We start from the raw sequence: 17,343 nt of genomic DNA, 5'->3' as shown, positions 1-17,343 counted from the left end.
AGCGCGATCCCCGTGGACCTCAACACGATCACCGAAGTCGTCCGGCGTCCCCCCGACCGGCCTGGCGCCGACTGGCGCGAGGGCGATGCCTGGCTCGCGGGCGGGACATGGCTGTTCTCGGTGGAACAGCCGGATCTGCGCCGCCTGGTCGACCTGACCACCCTGCGGTGGGACCCCCTCGTCCCGACCGGCAAGGGCCTCGAAATCGGTGCCACCTGCACCATCCGCGAGTTCTACGCCTTCCGGCCCCCGGCCGACTGGACCGCCGGCCCCCTGTTCGGGACGGCCTGCGAGGCGTTCCTGTCCTCGTTCAAGGTCTGGAACGCGGCGACCGTGGGCGGAAACATCTGCATGTCGCTGCCGGCCGGCCCCATGATCACGCTGACGGTCGCACTGGAAGCGCGCTACGAACTGTGGGCCCCCGACGGGACGACGCGCACCGTCGACGCCCTCGATTTCGTGACGGGCAACCACGAGAACGTCCTCGCCCCCGGGGAGGTCCTGCGACGCATCGAGATCCCGGTCCACGCCCTGCGCAAACGCGCCGTGCACCGCCGGTTCACCCTGACCCGACTAGGCCGCTCGACGGTGTTCCTCGTCGGTACGCACACGCCCGGGAACGACGACCTGCTGCTCACCGTCACCGCCGGCACCACCAGACCCGTGCGCATGGTCTTCGACACCCTGCCCGACGCCCCGACCCTGCAGCAGAGCATCGACGTCATCCCCACCGACGTCTGGTTCGACGATCCCAACGGCACTCCCGGCTACCGCCGCCATCTGACGAAGCACTTCGCCGAGGAGATCCGCCGCGAACTCGCGTCCGGGAGCCCGACATGACGTACCGCGTGAACGGCAGGAGCTTCGGCGAGGAGCCGGCGCCCGGACAGTGCCTGCGCACCTTCCTCCGCTCGCTCGGCCACTACGGCGTCAAGAAGGGCTGTGACGCGGGGGACTGCGGTGCCTGCACGGTATGGCTGGACGGCAGCCCCGTACACAGCTGCATCACCCCCGCCTTCCGCGCCGACGGCCGCGAGGTGACCACCATCGAGGGGCTGGGCTCGCCCGGCAACCTGCATCCGATGCAGCGGCAGTTCCGTGACGCCCCCGGATTCCAGTGCGGCTTCTGCACCGCCGGAATGATCATGACCTCGGCGACCTTCACCGAGTCCCAGAAGGCCGATCTGCCGCGGGCGTTGAAGGGCAACCTCTGCCGCTGCACCGGTTACCGGGGGATCGAGGACGCCGTGCGGGGCGTCGTCGGCGTGGAGAGCGCCGCGCCGGGAAGGGCCGTCGGGGCGAGCGTCGGAGCCCCCGCGGCCAACGACGTGGTGACCGGCCGCGCCGAGTTCACGATGGACACCCACATGGAGGGCATGCTGCACGTGAAGGTGTTGCACTCACCGCACGCCCACGCCCGGATCCTGTCGATCGACAAGAGCGCCGCCCTCGCGGTTCCCGGCGTACACCGGGTCTACACCTGGGAGGACGTGCCGCGCAGACGCTTCACCACGGCGATCCACACCGACCACCTGGTCGACCCGGACGACACCCTCATCCTCGACCGGACGCTCCGCTTCGTCGGCCAGCGCGTCGTCGCGGTCGTCGCCGACACGCCCGGCGCAGCGGAGGAGGGCTGCCGCAGCGTCGTCGTCGAGTACGAGCCGCTGCCCGCGGTGTTCGACCCCGAGGAGGCCATGGCCGACGGAGCTCCGCAGATCCACGGGGCGGACGACCCCTTCGTCCGCGACCCCGTCCACAACGTCCTGCTCGAGATCCATTCGCACGTCGGAGACGTGGACGCGGGCTTCGCCGAGGCCGACGTGATCCACGAGGGCACCTACTCGTCCCCGCGCGTGCAGCACGCGCACCTGGAGACCCACGGCTCGATCGCCTGGATGGAGGACGGACGCCTCAACGTCCGCACCAGCTCGCAGTCGCCCTCCATCGCCAAGGTCAAACTCGCCCACCTGTTCGCGCTGCGCCCGGACCAGCTCCGCGTGTTCTGCAAGCGCGTCGGCGGCGGGTTCGGCGGCAAACAGGAAGTCATCTCCGAGGACCTGGCCGCGCTCGCCGCACTGGACACCGGGCGGCCCGTGTGCTTCGAGTACACCCGCGAGGAGGAGTTCACCACGGCCTCGCCGCGCCATCCGATGACGCTGACGGTCAAGCTCGGCGCGAAGGCCGACGGCACGCTCACCGCCTTCCAGGTCCGCAACGTGTCGAACACGGGCGCCTACGGGAACCACGGCGGCGAAACCCTGTTCGCGGGCGGCGCGGCCGTCATGATCTACCGCTGCCCCAACAAGAAGTACGACGCCTACTCCGTCTACACCAACACCGTTCCGAGCGGCGCGCTGCGCGGGTACGGGATGACCCAGCCGGCCTTCGCCGTGGAATCGGCGATGCACGAACTGGCCCTCGCCCTCCACATGGACCCGCTCGAACTGCGCCGCCGCAACATCGTGCGGCCGGGCGACCCGCTCGTCGCGATGCACGAGGGCCCCGACGACGTGACGTTCGGCGAGGACGGCCTCGCGCAGTGCATCGACCTGGTGGACCGGGCCCTGGCCCGGACGGCCGGAGATCCGCACCTCGGCCCGGACTGGCTCATCGGGACGGGCGCCGCGGCCTCCCTGCACGAGACCGCACCCCCGACCGAGCACATCTCGGAGGCCTGGGTGACGCTCGGCGACGACCTCGTCTACGAGCTCGCCGTCGGCACGGTCGAATTCGGCGAGGGCACCTCGACCGCCCACGTCCAGATCGCCGCCCACCAGTTGGGCACCACACCGTCGCGGATCCGCCTCGTGCAGTCCGACACCGACCGCACGGGATTCGACACCGGAGCCTTCGCGAGCGCCGGACTCTTCGTGGCGGGCAACGCGGTGCTGCGGGCGAGCAACGCCGTGCGCGACCGCATCCTGGAGTTCGCCGCCGCCCACACGGGCATCCACCCCGTGATGTGTGCGATGGACGACGACGGCGTCGTCTGCGGGGACCACCGGGTGTCGCTGGCCGAACTCGTCGCGCTGGCACGGGCGCGCGGCATCCGCTTCACCGCCGCCCGCAAGGCCTACGGATCGCCCCGCAGCGCCGTCTCCAACGCGCACGGGTTCCGGATCGCGGTCCACCGGGTGACCGGTGAGATCCGCGTCCTCCACAGCGTCCAGGCGGCCGACGCCGGCGTCGTCATCAACCCCGCGCAGGTACGGGGGCAGGTGGAGGGCGCCGTCGCCCAGGGCATCGGCTTCGTACTGACCGAGAACCACCGGCTCGACGCGAACGGCGCCGTGGTCAACCCGAACCTGCGCAACTACCGCATCCCCACCTTCGCCGACGTCCCGCGCACCGAAGTGCTCCTGGTGGGCTCGGCGGACTCCGTCGGACCGATGCGGGCGAAGGGCATGGCGGAGTGCAGCATCAACCCGGTGGCCCCCGCACTGGCCAACGCACTCCAGGACGCCACGGGGATCCGCTACCGGTCGCTGCCGCTGACACCGGAACGGATCTACGACCGGATCGGCGCGAAGCAGTCGCACGCGAAGGCCTGAGCCCATGGACACCGAGAAGCAGCGGGAAGACGCCGAGGCCACGGCGATCATCGCCCAGAAGGTACTGCCCGGACGGGAGCAGGAGTACGAGAGGTGGCAGCAGGGCGTCAACGCCGCCGCCGCTGAGTACGACGGGTACCTCGGCGTCGAGGTCGCCCCGCCGACCACCCTGCAACCCGAATGGGTCGTGGTCTACCGGTACGACTCGATACCCCACCTGCAGGCGTGGATCAACAGCTCGACCCGGCAGGAGCTCCTCGAAGTCGGCGACGCGTACCTCGACGGCCCCGGAACCCAGCAGGTGGTCAGCGGCCACGCCCCCGCACAGGATCCGCTGGTGACCGTGGTGATCACCCACCGCGTTCACCCGGAGCACGTCGAGGACTTCCTCGCGTGGCAGCGCCGGATGACCGAGGAGGAGAGCAGGTTCGAAGGCTTCCGCGGAAGCGAGTTCTTCCCGCCCATCGAAGGGGTCCAGGAGGAGTGGACCACCCTGTACCGGTTCGACAACGCCGAACACCTCGACGCCTGGCTGACCTCGGACCGCAGGCACAAGGTCCTCGCCGAGGGAAAGGAGTTCGACTTCAAACTGCGCACGATTGACAACTCCTTCGGCAGCTGGTTCGCCTTCGAGGAGAACGGCAGGGAGGCGCCCCCGCCCTCGGTCACCAAGACCGCCATCGCGGTCTGGGTCGGCCTGTACCCGACCGTGGTCCTCCTGGCGCTCGCCACGTCACCGCTGAAGATGCCGCTCTGGCTGGGCCTGCTCGTGGGGAACCTGCTGTCGAGCCTCGTCATGAGCTTCTTGACGATGCCCTACTACGTGAACCCGCTCCTGGGGCGGTGGCTGCGCCCGTCGCCGGACGAGGCGCCGGCCAGGAGCAACCTCATCGGCATCGGGATCGTCACCCTCCTGCTCGCCTTCTGGGTCGTGGCCTTCTACCTGGTGACCACCCGGATCTGGACCCTGCCCTGACCCCGCCCGGGCCGGGGTGCGCCGCGGACACCGCGGACGCTCTTGGCCCGTCCGGATGACCCGGCGGTGCGCCGGTGCTGGGAGCGGCGGGGGCGGGGGCGGGGGCAGGCTCGGAGTTCGTACGCGAACCCCGGACGGAAAGCCCCGATGAGTGCGTTGGATGCGGCGGCGCCGCGCGAGCGGGAGAGCCGCCACGCCGCCTGGCTCGAGCTGTTCTTCGACCTCGTCTTCGTGGCCTTCGCCGCCCAGCTCTCGCACGAGCTGCACGGCGACCCGGGACTGCGGGACTTCGCCGTCTTCCTCGGACTCTTCTTCCCGCCCTGGTGGATGTGGATCAACCTGACGGTCTCGGCGAACCTCTTCGAGGACGACGGCGCCCGGCGCCGGCTGCTGATGCTCTTCGCCATGCTCTGCCTGGCCGCCATGGCCGCGGCGGTACCCGAGGCCGACAGCACCCGCGGCGCGGTGTACGCCCTGGGGTACGCGGGAACCCGACTGGTCCTCCTCGGCCTCTGGTGGCCCGCCACCCGCTTCCCCGCCCCGCACCGGGTCCCCCGCTGGCGGCCGCTGAGCTACTGCCTGCTCTCCGGGCTCCTGTGGGCGGCCTCGGCGGCCGTTCCCGCGCCCTGGCAGTACGCCGTGTGGGCGGCCTTGATCGCCGCCGAGATGGTCTTGCTGCTCACCGCCCGGGGCCGCGGTGTCCCGGGACGGCTCGACACCGGGCACCTGGTCGAGCGGGTCGGGCTGTTCGTCATCATCGTGCTCGGCATCGCCGTTCCGGTCCTGGTCGCAGCGGTCTCGGACGCACTGGCGCCCTGGCTGGTGGTCCTGCTGCTCGCCGCCGAAGCGATCGTCCACCTGCTGTACGCCCGGGCCCTGTCGGCCCGCCGCCGCAGGGCTGCGACGGCCTGAGCTACGCCGTCAGGGCCGGCAGCCGGGCCGCCGCCGCCGTCGCGGCCGCGTCGAAGCGGCGCAGCAGCAGCCGGGCTAGTTCCGGGGCCGCGCCCAGGACCTCGGCGACGACGTCCGCGCCCGCGGCGCCGGCGCCGGCCGCGATGCGGTCCGGGAGACGGCCGGGGGCGATGACGTACGGGGCCACGGCCACCCGCTCGAAGCCCTCGGCGCGCAGGGCCCGTACGGCGTCCTCCGTACGGGGCAGTGCGGCGGAGGCGAACGCAGGCCGCACGGCACACCAACCGGTGCGCCGCCACTCCCGCGCGGTTTCAGCGATCGCTGCGATCGCCTCCGGGTCGGAGGAGCCGGCGGACGCGAGCACCACGGCGGTGGTGGCGCGGTCCGCCGGGGTGAGGCCGGCTTCGGTGAGCCGGCGTTCCAGGGCGGTCAACAGGAGCGGGGACGGCCCGAGGACGTCCGCCACCCGCACCGACAGCCCCGGCAGGCGCGAGGTCGACTCGGCGAGCGCCGCCGGGATGTCGGACTTCGCGTGGAAGGCGCGGGTCAGCAGCAGCGGGAGCGCCACGACCTCCCGTACGCCGGACAGGTAGAGCGAGGACAGGGCCTGCCCCACCGTCGGGGTGTTGAAGTCCAGGAAGGCCGTCTCCACGCGCAGCCCCGGCCGCAGCGCCCGCACGCGCCCCGTCAGGGCGTGCACGGTCGCCGCGTGCCGCGGGTCGCGGCTGCCGTGGGCGATGACCAGGAGGGCGCGGTCCATGGCGATCAGCTCTTCGCCAGCAGGCCGCGGCTGCGCAGCACCCACCGCTCGACCGGGCTGAAGATCAGCAGGTCGATGGCGATGCCGACGACCAGGATCAGGATGATCGCGAGGAACACGCCCGGCAGGTCGATGTTGTTGCGGCCGTTCTCCAGGAGCTGGCCCAGGCCCAGGCCCAGATCGGGCGAGGAGGCGATGATCTCGGCGGCCATCAGCGAGCGCCAGGAGAAGGCCCAGCCCTGCTTCAGTCCGGCCAGGTAGCCGGGCAGCGCGGCCGGCATGACGATGTGCCGGGCCCCGGCCAGACCGGTGGCCCCCAGGGTGCGGCCGGCCCGCAAGTACAGCGGCGGGATCTGGTCGATGCCGGAGACGAGGCCGTTGGCGATGGACGGGACGGCGCCCAGCAGGATCACCGTGAACATCATCGCGTCGTTCAGGCCGAACCACAGGACGGCCGGCGGCACCCAGGCCACCGACGGCAGCGACTGCAAGCCCTGCAGGATCGGGCCGATCGCGGCGCGGACGAACTTTACCCGGGCGACGAGCAGGCCCAGCGGCGTGCCGATGGCCAGGGCCAGCAGGAAGCCGAGCAGACCGCGGGAGACGCTGGTCCAGACGACCTCCAGCAGCGTGCCCTTGAGCCACATGTCGGACAGGCTGTCCCACACCGCGGACAGCGCGGGCAGCTTGGTCTCTTCGGTGACGTGCGTCGCGACGAGGACCTGCCAGACCAGGAGCACCAGGCTCACGGCCAGGACCGGCGGGAAGACCTTCTTGACGAGGATCTCCCGGACCGGGGTGCGGTGGGTCTGGACCGCGTCGAGGGCGTCGAGGCCCGCCTCCAGGCCGGCCAGGTCGTCGGTCCTGCCCGTGGCCTTCGAAGTGGTGTCAGTGCTGGCCATGGCGGCGGATCTCCCCACGCAGGTGTTCAGTGATCTCCAGGGACAGTTCCGCCACGTCCGCGTCCTCGATGCGGCGCGGCTGCGGGATGTCCACGGTCCATTCCTTCGCGACCCGGCCGGGCCGGGAGGAGAGCAGGACCACGCGCTGGGCGAGGCGGACGGCCTCGCGCACGTTGTGGGTGACGAAGAGGATGGACAGCCCCGTCTCCGCCCAGATGCGGGTGAGTTCGCCGTGCAGCACGTCCCGGGTGATGGCGTCGAGCGCGGCGAACGGCTCGTCCATCAGCAGCAGCCGGCTGTCCTGGGCGAGCGCCCGGGCCAGGGCCACGCGCTGGCGCATGCCGCCGGACAGCTCGTGCACGCGCTTGCCGTACGCGCCGCCGAGGCGGACCAGCTCCAGCAGCCGCTCCGCCTCAAGGCGGCGGTCGGCCTTGGCCACCCCGCGCAGGCGCAGGGCGAGTTCGATGTTCTTGCCCGCGGTCAGCCACGGGAAGAGGGCGTGCTCCTGGAACATCAGCGCCGGACGGCCGCCGGGGGTCTCGATGGACCCCGCGGACGGCTTGTCCAGGCCGGCGACCAGGTTCAGCAGCGTGGACTTCCCGCACCCCGAGGCACCCAGGAGGGTGACGAACTCGCCGGGAGCGACATCGAGGCTGATGTCGTCCAGGACGAGCTGCGATCCGGCCGGGCCGGAGAAGGACTTCGAGACGTGCTCGATGCGGGCGGCGTGGGTGCGCTCCAGGGCGGAGCCCTCGGCAGCCTTGGCAAGCGTGGTGGCCATGGTCGTCACCTCCTGGGATTGCGGGATCGCGGGGTTACTTGGCGCCGAGACCGGCGTCGGAGACCTCGGGCTTGCCGGCGGCCTTCAGCACCTTGTTCAGGAGCGTCAGGTCGTAGATCCCGGCCAGGTCGGGCTGCTCGATGAGCTTGGCCTTGACCGCCCACTCCGACTGCGTCTTCAGCGTGGCGGCCAGCGGGTCGTCGGTGATGGCGATGCTGGGCCACGCCGGGTCGATGACCTTCGCGTCGAGCGGCTTGCCACCCTCGGCCGCGAGGCGCGCGTTGGCGGAGGCCTTGGCCTCGTCCTGGTTGGCGTGGATCCACTCGTTGGTCTTCACCGTGCCGCGCAGCACGGCCTCGACGACGTCCGGGTGCTCCTTGAGGAACTTCTGCGACACGATGATGTTCGTGATCACGAACTTCTTGTCGGGCCACAGGGCGGTCTCGTCGAGGAGGACGGAGCCGCCGTCGGAGACGAGCTTGGAGGCCGTGGGCTCCGGCACCCAGGCGCCGTCGATCGAGCCCTGCTTGAACGCGTCCGGGGTCACCTTGTTGTCGGTGCGGACGACGGAGACGTCACCCTTGCCGGATTCGGGGTCGACCTTCCAGCCCTTTTCGGAGATCCAGTTGAGGAACGCGACGTCCTGCGTGTTCCCCTTCTGCGGGGTGGCGATCTTCTTGCCCTTGAGGTCGTCCAGGGTCTTGATCTTGTCCGGGTTCACGACGAGCTTGACGCCGCCGGAGGCGGAACCGGAGATGATCCGCAGGTTCGAGCCCTTGGACTTCACGTAGCCGTTGATGGAGGGCGAGGGGCCGATGAAACCGATGTCGAGAGAGCCGCCGTTGAGGGCTTCGATCTCGGACGGGCCGGCGTTGAAGGACTGCGGCTTGATCTTGGTGCCGTTCAGTTCCTTCTCGATCAGGCCTTCCTGGAGTCCGACCAGCGCGGTGGCGTGCGTCAGGTTGGGGAAGTACCCGATCCGCACCTCAGGGGCCGAGAGCTTCTTGCCGGCGTCGGCCGCGTCGGCGGCCTTCGGCTCGTCCTTCTCGGCCTCGGAACCGTAGCCGCAGGAAGCGAGCGCACCGATCAGGAGGGGCAGGGCGGCGGCGGCGACGATGCCGCGGCGGAGCGTGGAGCGGGAGGTGGTGCGGTTACCGGTGGCAGACACGGGAGGACTTCCTCTCGTGACGGCGTCATCTCATGACGCGCGTCTTCGTTTGTGGAGCGATGGCGGGTACGGCTGGTGGGGGGTGTGGGCGCGCATGCGGTGCGCGTACGTCATCGCGCACATCGCGCAACCCCTCCCTGGCCGCTGCCGAGGGCGCCGCTGCCCACACGGCCGCCCTCCTTCGCGAAGGTGGAGTAGATGTCGGGGAGCATGGGTTAGAAGTCCCAACCTTCCTCGTCGGTCTGGACGGTGGTCTCGGCCGTGGAGGCGAAGGATTCGCCCGCCATGCCTGCCGCCAGGGTGGTTCCGTCCGCGGGGTCGATCAGCAGGAAGGAGCCGGTGCGGCGCGAGTCGGCGTACGCGTCGAGCGCGAGGGGCTCGGCGGTGCGGACGACGACGCGGCCGATGTCGTTGGCCACCAGCTGCCCGGGGTTCGGGTGCTGGGACAGGTCGTCCAGGGTCAGCCGCGAGGGGATCTCCTTGACGATCGCCTTGACCGTGCGCGTGGTGTGCTTGATCAGCACCCGGGCGCCGACGGCCAGCGGCTGGTCGGCCACGTGGCAGACCGTCGCCTCGACGTCCTGCGTGGTGGCCGGCGCGTTCGCGGAGGGCGCGATCAGGTCGCCGCGCGAGATGTCGATGTCGTCCTTCAGGCGCAGCGTCACCGACTGCGGGGCCCAGGCGATGTCCACGCTCTCGCCGAGCGCGTCGATGCCCTCGATGACCGAGGTCCGGCCGGACGGCAGGACGGTCACGGCCTCGCCGACGCGCAGCACGCCGGAGGCGATCTGGCCCGCGTAGCCGCGGTAGTCGGGGTGCGCGGCGGACTGCGGACGGATCACGTACTGCACCGGGAAACGTGCCGGGCAGGCGGTGAGGTCGTGGCTGACCGGGACGGTCTCCAGGTGCTCCAGCACCGTGGGGCCGCCGTACCAGTCCATGTTGGCGGAGGCGTCGACCACGTTGTCGCCGGCCAGGGCCGAGATCGGGATCGCGGTGATCTCCGGGACGCCGAGGTCGGAGGCGTACGCGGTGAACTCCTCGGCGATGGCCGCGAAGACCGACTCCTGGTAGCCCACCAGGTCCATCTTGTTGACGGCCAGGACCACGTGCGGGACGCGCAGCAGCGCGGCCACGGCCGCGTGCCGGCGGGTCTGCTCGATCACGCCGTTGCGGGCGTCGACGAGGACCACGGCCAGGTCGGCGGTGGAGGCGCCGGTGACCATGTTCCGGGTGTACTGCACGTGCCCGGGGGTGTCCGCGAGGATGAACCGGCGGCGCGCGGTGGCGAAGTACCGGTACGCGACGTCGATGGTGATGCCCTGCTCCCGCTCGGCCCGCAGGCCGTCGGTCAGCAGCGCGAGGTCGGGGGCCTCCTGGCCACGCTGGGCGGAGACGGCCTCGACGGCCTCCATCTGGTCGGTCAGGACCGACTTGGAGTCGTGCAGCAGCCGGCCCACCAGGGTGGACTTGCCGTCGTCGACGGAACCTGCGGTCGCGAAGCGCAGCAGGGTGGTCGCTGCGAGGTCGGCCAGGTGGGCGACCTGCTCGGTGGTGCTGCTCATGTCTAGAAGTACCCTTCGCGCTTGCGGTCTTCCATCGCGGCCTCGGACATCTTGTCGTCGGCGCGGGTCGCGCCCCGCTCGGTGAGGCGGGAGACGGCGATCTCGGCGATCACGGCGTCCAGCGTGGCGGCGTCGGAGTCGACGGCGCCGGTGCAGGACATGTCACCGACGGTCCGGTAGCGGATGAGACGCGTCTCGGGCGTCTCGCCTTCCTTCGGGCCGCCCCACTCGCCGGCCGTCAGCCACATCCCGTTGCGCAGGAACACCTCGCGCTCGTGGGCGAAGTAGATCTCCGGCAGCTCGATGCCCTCGCGGGCGATGTACTGCCAGACGTCCAGCTCGGTCCAGTTCGAGAGCGGGAAGACCCGCACGTGCTCGCCGGGGGCGTGGCGGCCGTTGTAGAGCTGCCACAGCTCGGGGCGCTGGCGGCGCGGGTCCCACTGCGAGAACTCGTCGCGGAGGCTGAACACCCGCTCCTTGGCGCGGGCCTTCTCCTCGTCGCGGCGGCCGCCGCCGAAGACGGCGTCGAACTTCAGCTTCTGGATCGCTTCGGTCAGCGGCACGGTCTGCAGCGGGTTGCGGGTGCCGTCCGGGCGCTCGCGCAGCTTCCCCGCGTCGATGTACTCCTGGACGGAGGCCACGTGCAGGCGCAGGCCGTGCTTCTCGACCGTACGGTCGCGGTACTCCAGCACCTCGGGGAAGTTGTGGCCCGTGTCGACGTGCAACAGCGTGAACGGCACCGGTGCCGGCGCGAACGCCTTCAGCGCCAGGTGCAGCATGACGATGGAGTCCTTGCCGCCGGAGAACAGGATCACCGGCTTCTCGAACTCGCCCGCCACCTCGCGGAAGATGTGCACGGCCTCGGACTCGAGGGCGTCGAGGTGTGACAGCGCGTAGGGCGCATCCGTCTCGCCGTGGACGTGTGCGACGGTCGTCGTCATGCCAGACCCCTCTCGGTGAGCAGCGCGTGCAGGGCCGAGGCCGACTCCTGCACGGTCTGCGTGTGCGACTCGATGCGCAGGTCCGGGGAGTCCGGTGCCTCGTACGGGTCGTCGACCCCGGTCAGACCGGAGATCTCGCCCGCCGCCTGCTTGGCGTACAGGCCCTTGACGTCACGCTCCGAGCAGACCTCGACCGGGGTGGCCACGTGGACCTCCAGGTACGAGGTGCCCTCGACGGCGTGCCGCCCCCGGACGGCCTCACGGCTGTCCGCGAACGGTGCGATCACCGGCACCAGCGCCTTGACCCCGTTGCTCGCGAGGAGCTCGGCGACGAAGCCGATCCGCTGCACGTTGGTGTGCCGGTCCTCGCGGGTGAAGCCCAGGCCCGCGGAGAGGAACTCGCGGATCTCGTCCCCGTCGAGCACCTCCACCCGGTGGCCCTCGGCGCTCAGCCGTTCGGCCAGCGCGTAGGCGATGGTGGTCTTGCCCGCGCTCGGCAGCCCGGTCAGCCACACGGTGGCGCCCTGGTCGCTCACGCTCATCTGCTCTGTCTCCGTACGTTCTTCGACAAGTTCTTCGACGGTCGTCATCAGCCGTGCAGTCCGCACTCGGTCTTGCCCCGCCCGGCCCAGCGGCCGGCCCGCGCGTCCTCGCCCTCGGCGACGCGCCGGGTGCACGGGGCGCAGCCCACGGAGGCGTAGCCGTCCATCAGCAGCGGGTTGGTGAGTACGCCGTGCTCGGCGACGTACGCCTCCACGTCGTCCTGGGTCCAGCGCGCGATCGGGGAGACCTTGACCTTCTGCCGCTTCTCGTCCCAGCCGACCACCGGGGTGTTCGCCCGGGTCGGGGACTCGTCGCGGCGCAGGCCCGTCGCCCACGCGCGGTAGGCCGTCAGGCCCTCTTCCAGCGGCTTGACCTTGCGCAGCGCGCAGCACAGGTCGGGGTCCCGGTCGTGCAGCTTCGGCCCGTACGCGGCGTCCTGTTCGGCGACGCTCTGACGCGGGGTCAGCGTGATGACGTTGACGTCCATCACGGCCTCGACCGCGTCACGGGTGCCGATGGTCTCCTCGAAGTGGTAGCCCGTGTCGAGGAAGACCACGTCCACGCCGGGGAGGACCCGCGAGGCCAGGTGCGCGACGACCGCGTCCTCCATGGAGGAGGTCACGGCGAACTCCTTGCCGAAGGTGTCGACCGCCCAGCGCAGGATGTCCAGCGCGGAAGCGTCCTCCAGGTCCCGGCCCGCACGCTCGGCCAGGTCTTGGAGCGCCGCAGCCTCGAGCTCCCCGGCTGTGGGACTCGCGTCTTGAGTGGTGGTCATATTCCGTCCCCTCCCGCTGACCCTGCTGATCCCGCTGAATCCGACTGAACGCCCCGGGCCAGCAGCCCGAGGTACTTCAGCTGGAAGGCCCGGTTGCAGGCCCTGCATTCCCACGCGCCGTGACCCGACTCGTTGGGGAACAGGTCCTCGTCGCCGCAGTAGGGGCAGTAGAACGGTGCCGCGCGCTCGCTCACGAGAGGCTCTTCTCGTCCGCGCGGGCGACCCACGCCGCGAAGCGCTCGCCGTCCTCGCGCTGCTCCTCGTAGTGCTTGACGACCCGCTCGACGTAGTCGGGCAGACCGGCGGAGGTGACCTTGAGGCCGCGGACCTTGCGGCCGAAGCCGGCCTCGAGGCCGAGGGCGCCGCCGAGGTGGACCTGGTAGCCCTCCACCTGGTTGCCGTCGTCGTCCAGGACCAGCTGGCCCTTGAGGCCGATGTCCGCCACCTGGATGCGGGCGCAGGCGTTCGGGCAGCCGTTGATGTTGATGGTGAGCGGCTCGGCGAAGTCCGGCAGGCGGCGCTCCAGCTCGTCGATCAGCGAGGCGCCGCGCGCCTTGGTCTCGACGATGGCCAGCTTGCAGAACTCGATGCCGGTGCAGGCCATCGTGCCGCGGCGGAACGGGGACGGCTTGACCCGCAGGTCCAGCGCCTCCAGCGCCCCGACCACCGAGTCGACCTGGTCGGCCTCGATGTCGAGCACGATCATCTTCTGCTCGGCGGTGGTGCGCAGGCGGCCGGAGCCGTGCTGTGCCGCCACGTCGGCGATCTTGGTGAGGGTGGCGCCGTCCACGCGGCCCACGCGGGGCGCGAAGCCGACGTAGAACTTGCCGTCCTTCTGCTGGTGGACGCCCACGTGGTCGCGCCACTGGCCGCTCGGCTGCGCGGGCGCGGGACCGTCGGTCAGCTTGCGCTTCAGGTACTCGTCCTCCAGGACCTGGCGGAACTTGACCGGGCCCCAGTCGGCGACGAGGAACTTCAGGCGGGCGCGGTTGCGCAGCCGGCGGTAGCCGTAGTCACGGAAGATCGAGATGACGCCCTCGTAGACGTCCGGGACCTCGTCGAGCGAGACCCAGGTGCCCAGGCGCACACCCAGCTTCGGGTTGGTGGACAGGCCGCCGCCGACCCAGACGTCGAAGCCGGGGCCGTGCTCGGGGTGGTCCACGCCCACGAACGCGATGTCGTTGATCTCGTGCGCCACGTCGAGGAGCGGTGAACCGGAGATCGCGGACTTGAACTTGCGGGGCAGGTTGGAGAAGTCCTTGTTGCCGACAATGCGGCGGTAGATCTCGTCGATGGCGGGGGTGCCGTCGATGATCTCGTCCTGGGCGATGCCGGCGACCGGCGAGCCGAGGATGACGCGGGGCGTGTCACCGCAGGCCTCGGTGGTGGACAGGCCCACGGCCTCCAGCCGGCGCCAGATCTCCGGGACGTCCTCGATCCGGATCCAGTGGTACTGCACGTTCTGGCGGTCGGTGAGGTCGGCGGTGCCGCGCGCGAACTCCTCCGAGATCTCGCCGATCACGCGGAGCTGCTCGGTGGTCAGCCGGCCGCCGTCGATGCGGACGCGCAGCATGAAGTACTCGTCGTCCAGCTCCTCCGGCTCCAGGATCGCGGTCTTGCCGCCGTCGATCCCGGGCTTGCGCTGGGTGTAGAGGCCCCACCAGCGCATGCGGCCGCGCAGGTCGTTGGGGTCGATCGAGTCGAACCCGCGCTTGGAGTAGATCGTCTCAATGCGTGTCCGCACGTTGAGACCGTCATCGTCCTTCTTGAACTGCTCGTTGCCGTTGAGGGGCGTGTGGTGTCCGACGGCCCACTGGCCCTCGCCGCGGTGACGGCCGGTCTTGCGGCGCGCGGCGGCTGCGGCGGCGGGCGCGGGCGTTTCGGGGGTGGCGGCCATGGCGGTACGTCCTTCTTCGGCGGCTCGAGGCAAGGGCAGGGGAGGCGACGGCGCTCCCCTGCGGGCTCGGCGACTCCGAGCGGGTGTGGCTGATTCCCGCTCCGCGCCGGGGTTGCCGGCGGGCAGGGCGGTACTACGACCTCAGGGGGCAAGCGGGTGATCGGCGCGTCCGCGGCGGCGGGGACGACGGCGATATGCGGCGTGGCTGGTTCCGTCAGCGCGCCGGACAGATGGCGCTGGACATGCGGCCGAGGTCGACGTGCCGCCGACTCACCAAGGCAATTCCAGCTCCATTCATGGCGGAAGCGTGTCATGTGCCGATTGGAGGAGTCCACTACTGTCCACGATTCGGACGAACTCGTCTCGAATCATGGGATGGCGTGACGGGGGTCACCTATCGAAGCCGGGCGGGCATCGCATTTCGGCCGCGCCCGGGGTTCGGTGCGCGGGGTACGGGGCGGAGCCCCGGGGTCGGCGGAGCCGGCCCGCTCGGCCGACCGACCCCGGAGGGGCTACGCGCCGGGCCACGGGCCGGGGGTCGGGGTTTCCACCTTGGACTCCGTCTCCGTCTTGAAGACCTTGAAGCCGCGCCGCTCGTAGTTGCTCATCGCCGTCGGCCCGTCCTGGCTGCAGGTGTGCACCCACACCCGTCGGGTCGGCTCCAGCTCCGGCCAGCGCTCCGCGAGGGACCAGGCGCGGGCGACGCCCACCGACAGCAGGTGCCCACCGATGCGGCGGCCGCGGAAGTCGGGGAGGAGGCCGAAGTACATGATCTCCACCACGCCGTCGTCCTGCGGGTCGAGCTCCACGTACCCGGCCGGCGTGCCCCGGTCGTACGCGACCCAGGTCTCCACCCCCGGTCGGTCCAGCTGCTCGACCCACTGCGCGCGGGTCAGGGAGAGCCGGTCCGTCCAGTGGATGTCGCCGCCCACCGAGGCGTACAGGAAGCGGCTGAATTCGGGGGAGGGGACCTCCGCCCGGGCGATGGATATCTCCGGTCCCGCCGGAGCCGCCGGGACGAGGTCCGCCGGAGAGGTCATCTCCAGCGACCAGGTGGTGAGAGTGATGGTGCTCATGCAGCTCAGGGAATCATGCCGGGCCCCGTGCGGCCCAGGCGGGCCCGGACCACCGCGGGCGCGGTCGAGTGCGGGAGCAGTGCGGCCGGGTCCTCGGGGCGGATCAGCTCCACCTCCACGTCCTCCGCGAACCGGTACGGCCGGTGGGTGAGGACGCTCCCGAGGTGGCGGCGTACGCGGGACAGCTCCGCACGGACCGTCACCGTGCGCGTCGGATCCCCGAACAGCTCGCCGGCCAGCTCCGCCGCCGAGCGCCCCCGCGGGCTCTGCGCCAGCAGGAACAGCAGCTCCGCATGGCGCGGACTCAGCTCCTGCGACCAGCTCCCTGAGGGTCCGTACACCGTCACCGACCAGCATCCCGCCCGGCTGAGGTCCAGGACGATCCGGGTCACCGCCGTGCTGTGCCGGTCCTGGGCGACCCGCAGCAGCCAGCCACCGGGCAGCGGCTCCACCACGCACTCCCCGAGCCGCGGCACCCGCATGCGGCCCGGTCCGAAGGCCTTCGGCAGCGGGATGCGCTCCGCCGGGGCCAGCCCCGTCACCGCCGCCGTCCAGCCGCTCGGGTCCACGGCCAGCGCCCGCCCCGGCAGCCGGGCCAGCAGCGGGGCCGCCACCATCCGCAGCCGCTCCAGCGACTCCAGGTGCCGCAGCCGCAGCTCCCGCTCCGCGAGCCGGGCCACCGAGCTCACCCACGCCAGCGTCGCCGGGTGCATGGTGGCCAGCGGACCGCTGACGTCGACCACGCCCAGCAGCCGCCCGTCGCGCGGGTCCCGTACGGGCGCCCCCGCGCAGGTCCAGTCGTGGTGGCTGGAGACGAAGTGCTCGGCCGAGAACACCTGCACCGGGCGCCGGGTCACCAGGGCGGTGCCCACCCCGTTCGTGCCGACGACGGCCTCGTCCCAGTCCGCGCCGACCGCGAAGCCGAGCCGGTCCGCCTTGCGCAGGATGGAGGAGTGGCCCTCCCGCCACAACAGCCGCCCGTCCGCGTCGGCGACGACCATGATGTGCAGGGCCTCGTCCAGGGCCGGCAGCAGACCCTCGCGCAGCACCGGCAGGACCTCCCGCAGCGGCGACACGTGCCGCCGCTCCTCCGTCTCGGTGGCCGACAGCACCCGCGAGCGCGCGTCCCGGTCCGGGTGCACCCCGCCGGCCAGCATCCGGCGCCAGGACTCCGCGATCTCCGGCCGGGGCGCGGCCGGGGGACGGTCCCCGGCCAGTGCCGCCGCCCGCACGCCCTTGAGCAGACGTGCCGCGGCCCGCGCGTCCATGGCCGAGATGCGTGCCGCATCGACCGTGCTGCCTGTGGTGTCGGCCACCGGAACCTCCCCGTGCGAACAGGACGTACGACGCGGGCCGCCCGGGCGGTCCGCGGTGCTGCTTCCCCCGGGCACTGCGACGGACGGCTGCCGACTCCAAAGGTTGCAACGGTATGCAACTCTCGCCAAGTCCCGGTCGGTCGACCGAAACTGTCCGGACGCCGCAGAGCGGCGTGC

17 protein-coding genes are annotated in these 17,343 nt (G+C 71.3%); 4 read left to right on the top strand and 13 right to left on the bottom strand.

Going from position 1 to position 17,343, the window contains the following annotated elements:
- Nucleotides 1-12: 12 nt before the first annotated feature.
- From ACIQK6_RS09480 to ACIQK6_RS09465, 4 genes are all read left to right on the top strand, one after another.
- Complete coding sequence (locus ACIQK6_RS09480) at nucleotides 13-840, top strand: FAD binding domain-containing protein (RefSeq protein WP_329098118.1); 828 nt, start codon at nucleotides 13-15, stop codon at nucleotides 838-840.
- A complete protein-coding gene (locus tag ACIQK6_RS09475) occupies nucleotides 837-3,554 on the top strand; it encodes a molybdopterin-dependent oxidoreductase (RefSeq protein WP_402694613.1) in 2,718 nt (905 codons plus the stop codon). The genes ACIQK6_RS09480 and ACIQK6_RS09475 overlap by 4 nt, the downstream gene beginning before the upstream one ends.
- A gap of 4 nt (nucleotides 3,555-3,558) precedes the next feature.
- Nucleotides 3,559-4,530, top strand: a complete 972-nt coding sequence (locus ACIQK6_RS09470; protein ID WP_329098113.1) for an antibiotic biosynthesis monooxygenase — start codon at nucleotides 3,559-3,561, stop codon at nucleotides 4,528-4,530.
- A 147-nt stretch (nucleotides 4,531-4,677) separates the two neighbouring features.
- Nucleotides 4,678-5,442 (top strand): low temperature requirement protein A, encoded by a 765-nt coding sequence (locus ACIQK6_RS09465; protein WP_329098111.1) that lies wholly within the window; start codon nucleotides 4,678-4,680, stop codon nucleotides 5,440-5,442.
- A gap of 1 nt (nucleotide 5,443) precedes the next feature.
- Here ACIQK6_RS09465 and ACIQK6_RS09460 read toward each other — a convergent pair whose 3' ends face one another.
- The 13 genes from ACIQK6_RS09460 to ACIQK6_RS09400 form a co-directional block, all read right to left on the bottom strand.
- Nucleotides 5,444-6,202, bottom strand: a complete 759-nt coding sequence (locus ACIQK6_RS09460; RefSeq protein ID WP_329098109.1) for a sirohydrochlorin chelatase — start codon at nucleotides 6,200-6,202, stop codon at nucleotides 5,444-5,446.
- Nucleotides 6,203-6,207: 5 nt separating this feature from the next.
- On the bottom strand, nucleotides 6,208-7,104 hold the full coding sequence (locus ACIQK6_RS09455; RefSeq protein ID WP_329098106.1) for an ABC transporter permease: 897 nt from the start codon (nucleotides 7,102-7,104) through the stop codon (nucleotides 6,208-6,210).
- Complete coding sequence (locus ACIQK6_RS09450) at nucleotides 7,091-7,885, bottom strand: ABC transporter ATP-binding protein (protein ID WP_329098104.1); 795 nt, start codon at nucleotides 7,883-7,885, stop codon at nucleotides 7,091-7,093. Before ACIQK6_RS09450 ends, ACIQK6_RS09455 begins: the two co-directional genes overlap by 14 nt.
- Nucleotides 7,886-7,919: 34 nt before the next feature.
- On the bottom strand, nucleotides 7,920-9,053 hold the full coding sequence (locus tag ACIQK6_RS09445) for an ABC transporter substrate-binding protein (RefSeq protein WP_402694612.1): 1,134 nt from the start codon (nucleotides 9,051-9,053) through the stop codon (nucleotides 7,920-7,922).
- 215 nt (nucleotides 9,054-9,268) lie between these two features.
- On the bottom strand, nucleotides 9,269-10,618 hold the full coding sequence (locus tag ACIQK6_RS09440; RefSeq protein WP_329098100.1) for a GTP-binding protein: 1,350 nt from the start codon (nucleotides 10,616-10,618) through the stop codon (nucleotides 9,269-9,271).
- A 2-nt stretch (nucleotides 10,619-10,620) separates the two neighbouring features.
- Complete coding sequence (gene cysD, locus ACIQK6_RS09435; protein ID WP_329098098.1) at nucleotides 10,621-11,559, bottom strand: sulfate adenylyltransferase subunit CysD; 939 nt, start codon at nucleotides 11,557-11,559, stop codon at nucleotides 10,621-10,623.
- On the bottom strand, nucleotides 11,556-12,101 hold the full coding sequence (cysC, locus tag ACIQK6_RS09430; protein ID WP_402694611.1) for an adenylyl-sulfate kinase: 546 nt from the start codon (nucleotides 12,099-12,101) through the stop codon (nucleotides 11,556-11,558). Before cysC ends, cysD begins: the two co-directional genes overlap by 4 nt.
- A gap of 47 nt (nucleotides 12,102-12,148) precedes the next feature.
- Entirely contained in the window at nucleotides 12,149-12,877 is a 729-nt protein-coding gene (locus ACIQK6_RS09425; RefSeq protein WP_329098094.1) for a phosphoadenylyl-sulfate reductase, read from the bottom strand.
- A complete protein-coding gene (locus ACIQK6_RS09420; protein ID WP_329098092.1) occupies nucleotides 12,874-13,071 on the bottom strand; it encodes a hypothetical protein in 198 nt (65 codons plus the stop codon). Before ACIQK6_RS09420 ends, ACIQK6_RS09425 begins: the two co-directional genes overlap by 4 nt.
- A complete protein-coding gene (locus ACIQK6_RS09415; protein ID WP_329098090.1) occupies nucleotides 13,068-14,774 on the bottom strand; it encodes a nitrite/sulfite reductase in 1,707 nt (568 codons plus the stop codon). Before ACIQK6_RS09415 ends, ACIQK6_RS09420 begins: the two co-directional genes overlap by 4 nt.
- 214 nt (nucleotides 14,775-14,988) lie before the next feature.
- A complete protein-coding gene (locus ACIQK6_RS09410) occupies nucleotides 14,989-15,072 on the bottom strand; it encodes a putative leader peptide (RefSeq protein WP_312847410.1) in 84 nt (27 codons plus the stop codon).
- 214 nt (nucleotides 15,073-15,286) lie between these two features.
- Nucleotides 15,287-15,850, bottom strand: a complete 564-nt coding sequence (locus ACIQK6_RS09405; RefSeq protein ID WP_329098088.1) for a GNAT family N-acetyltransferase — start codon at nucleotides 15,848-15,850, stop codon at nucleotides 15,287-15,289.
- 5 nt (nucleotides 15,851-15,855) lie between these two features.
- Complete coding sequence (locus ACIQK6_RS09400; protein ID WP_329107539.1) at nucleotides 15,856-17,118, bottom strand: GAF domain-containing protein; 1,263 nt, start codon at nucleotides 17,116-17,118, stop codon at nucleotides 15,856-15,858.
- Nucleotides 17,119-17,343: the final 225 nt, after the last annotated feature.

The sequence above is a fragment of the Streptomyces sp. NPDC091682 genome (genome assembly GCF_044756625.1).
In the GTDB taxonomy this organism is placed as follows: domain Bacteria; phylum Actinomycetota; class Actinomycetes; order Streptomycetales; family Streptomycetaceae; genus Streptomyces.
This window is presented reverse-complemented; position numbering and strand designations above follow the sequence as displayed.

Bases quoted from the DNA above. Each gene is read 5' to 3' on its own strand.
- ACIQK6_RS09475 (WP_402694613.1), top strand. From the start codon at position 837: ATGACGTACCGCGTGAACGGCAGGAGCTTCGGCGAGGAGCCGGCGCCC.
- ACIQK6_RS09470 (WP_329098113.1), top strand. From the start codon at position 3,559: ATGGACACCGAGAAGCAGCGGGAAGACGCCGAGGCCACGGCGATCATC.
- ACIQK6_RS09465 (WP_329098111.1), top strand. From the start codon at position 4,678: ATGAGTGCGTTGGATGCGGCGGCGCCGCGCGAGCGGGAGAGCCGCCAC.
- ACIQK6_RS09460 (WP_329098109.1), bottom strand. From the start codon at position 6,202: ATGGACCGCGCCCTCCTGGTCATCGCCCACGGCAGCCGCGACCCGCGG.
- ACIQK6_RS09455 (WP_329098106.1), bottom strand. From the start codon at position 7,104: ATGGCCAGCACTGACACCACTTCGAAGGCCACGGGCAGGACCGACGAC.
- ACIQK6_RS09450 (WP_329098104.1), bottom strand. From the start codon at position 7,885: ATGGCCACCACGCTTGCCAAGGCTGCCGAGGGCTCCGCCCTGGAGCGC.
- ACIQK6_RS09440 (WP_329098100.1), bottom strand. From the start codon at position 10,618: ATGAGCAGCACCACCGAGCAGGTCGCCCACCTGGCCGACCTCGCAGCG.
- cysD (WP_329098098.1), bottom strand. From the start codon at position 11,559: ATGACGACGACCGTCGCACACGTCCACGGCGAGACGGATGCGCCCTAC.
- cysC (WP_402694611.1), bottom strand. From the start codon at position 12,101: ATGAGCGTGAGCGACCAGGGCGCCACCGTGTGGCTGACCGGGCTGCCG.
- ACIQK6_RS09425 (WP_329098094.1), bottom strand. From the start codon at position 12,877: ATGACCACCACTCAAGACGCGAGTCCCACAGCCGGGGAGCTCGAGGCT.
- ACIQK6_RS09415 (WP_329098090.1), bottom strand. From the start codon at position 14,774: ATGGCCGCCACCCCCGAAACGCCCGCGCCCGCCGCCGCAGCCGCCGCG.
- ACIQK6_RS09410 (WP_312847410.1), bottom strand. From the start codon at position 15,072: ATGAATGGAGCTGGAATTGCCTTGGTGAGTCGGCGGCACGTCGACCTC.
- ACIQK6_RS09405 (WP_329098088.1), bottom strand. From the start codon at position 15,850: ATGAGCACCATCACTCTCACCACCTGGTCGCTGGAGATGACCTCTCCG.
- ACIQK6_RS09400 (WP_329107539.1), bottom strand. From the start codon at position 17,118: ATGGACGCGCGGGCCGCGGCACGTCTGCTCAAGGGCGTGCGGGCGGCG.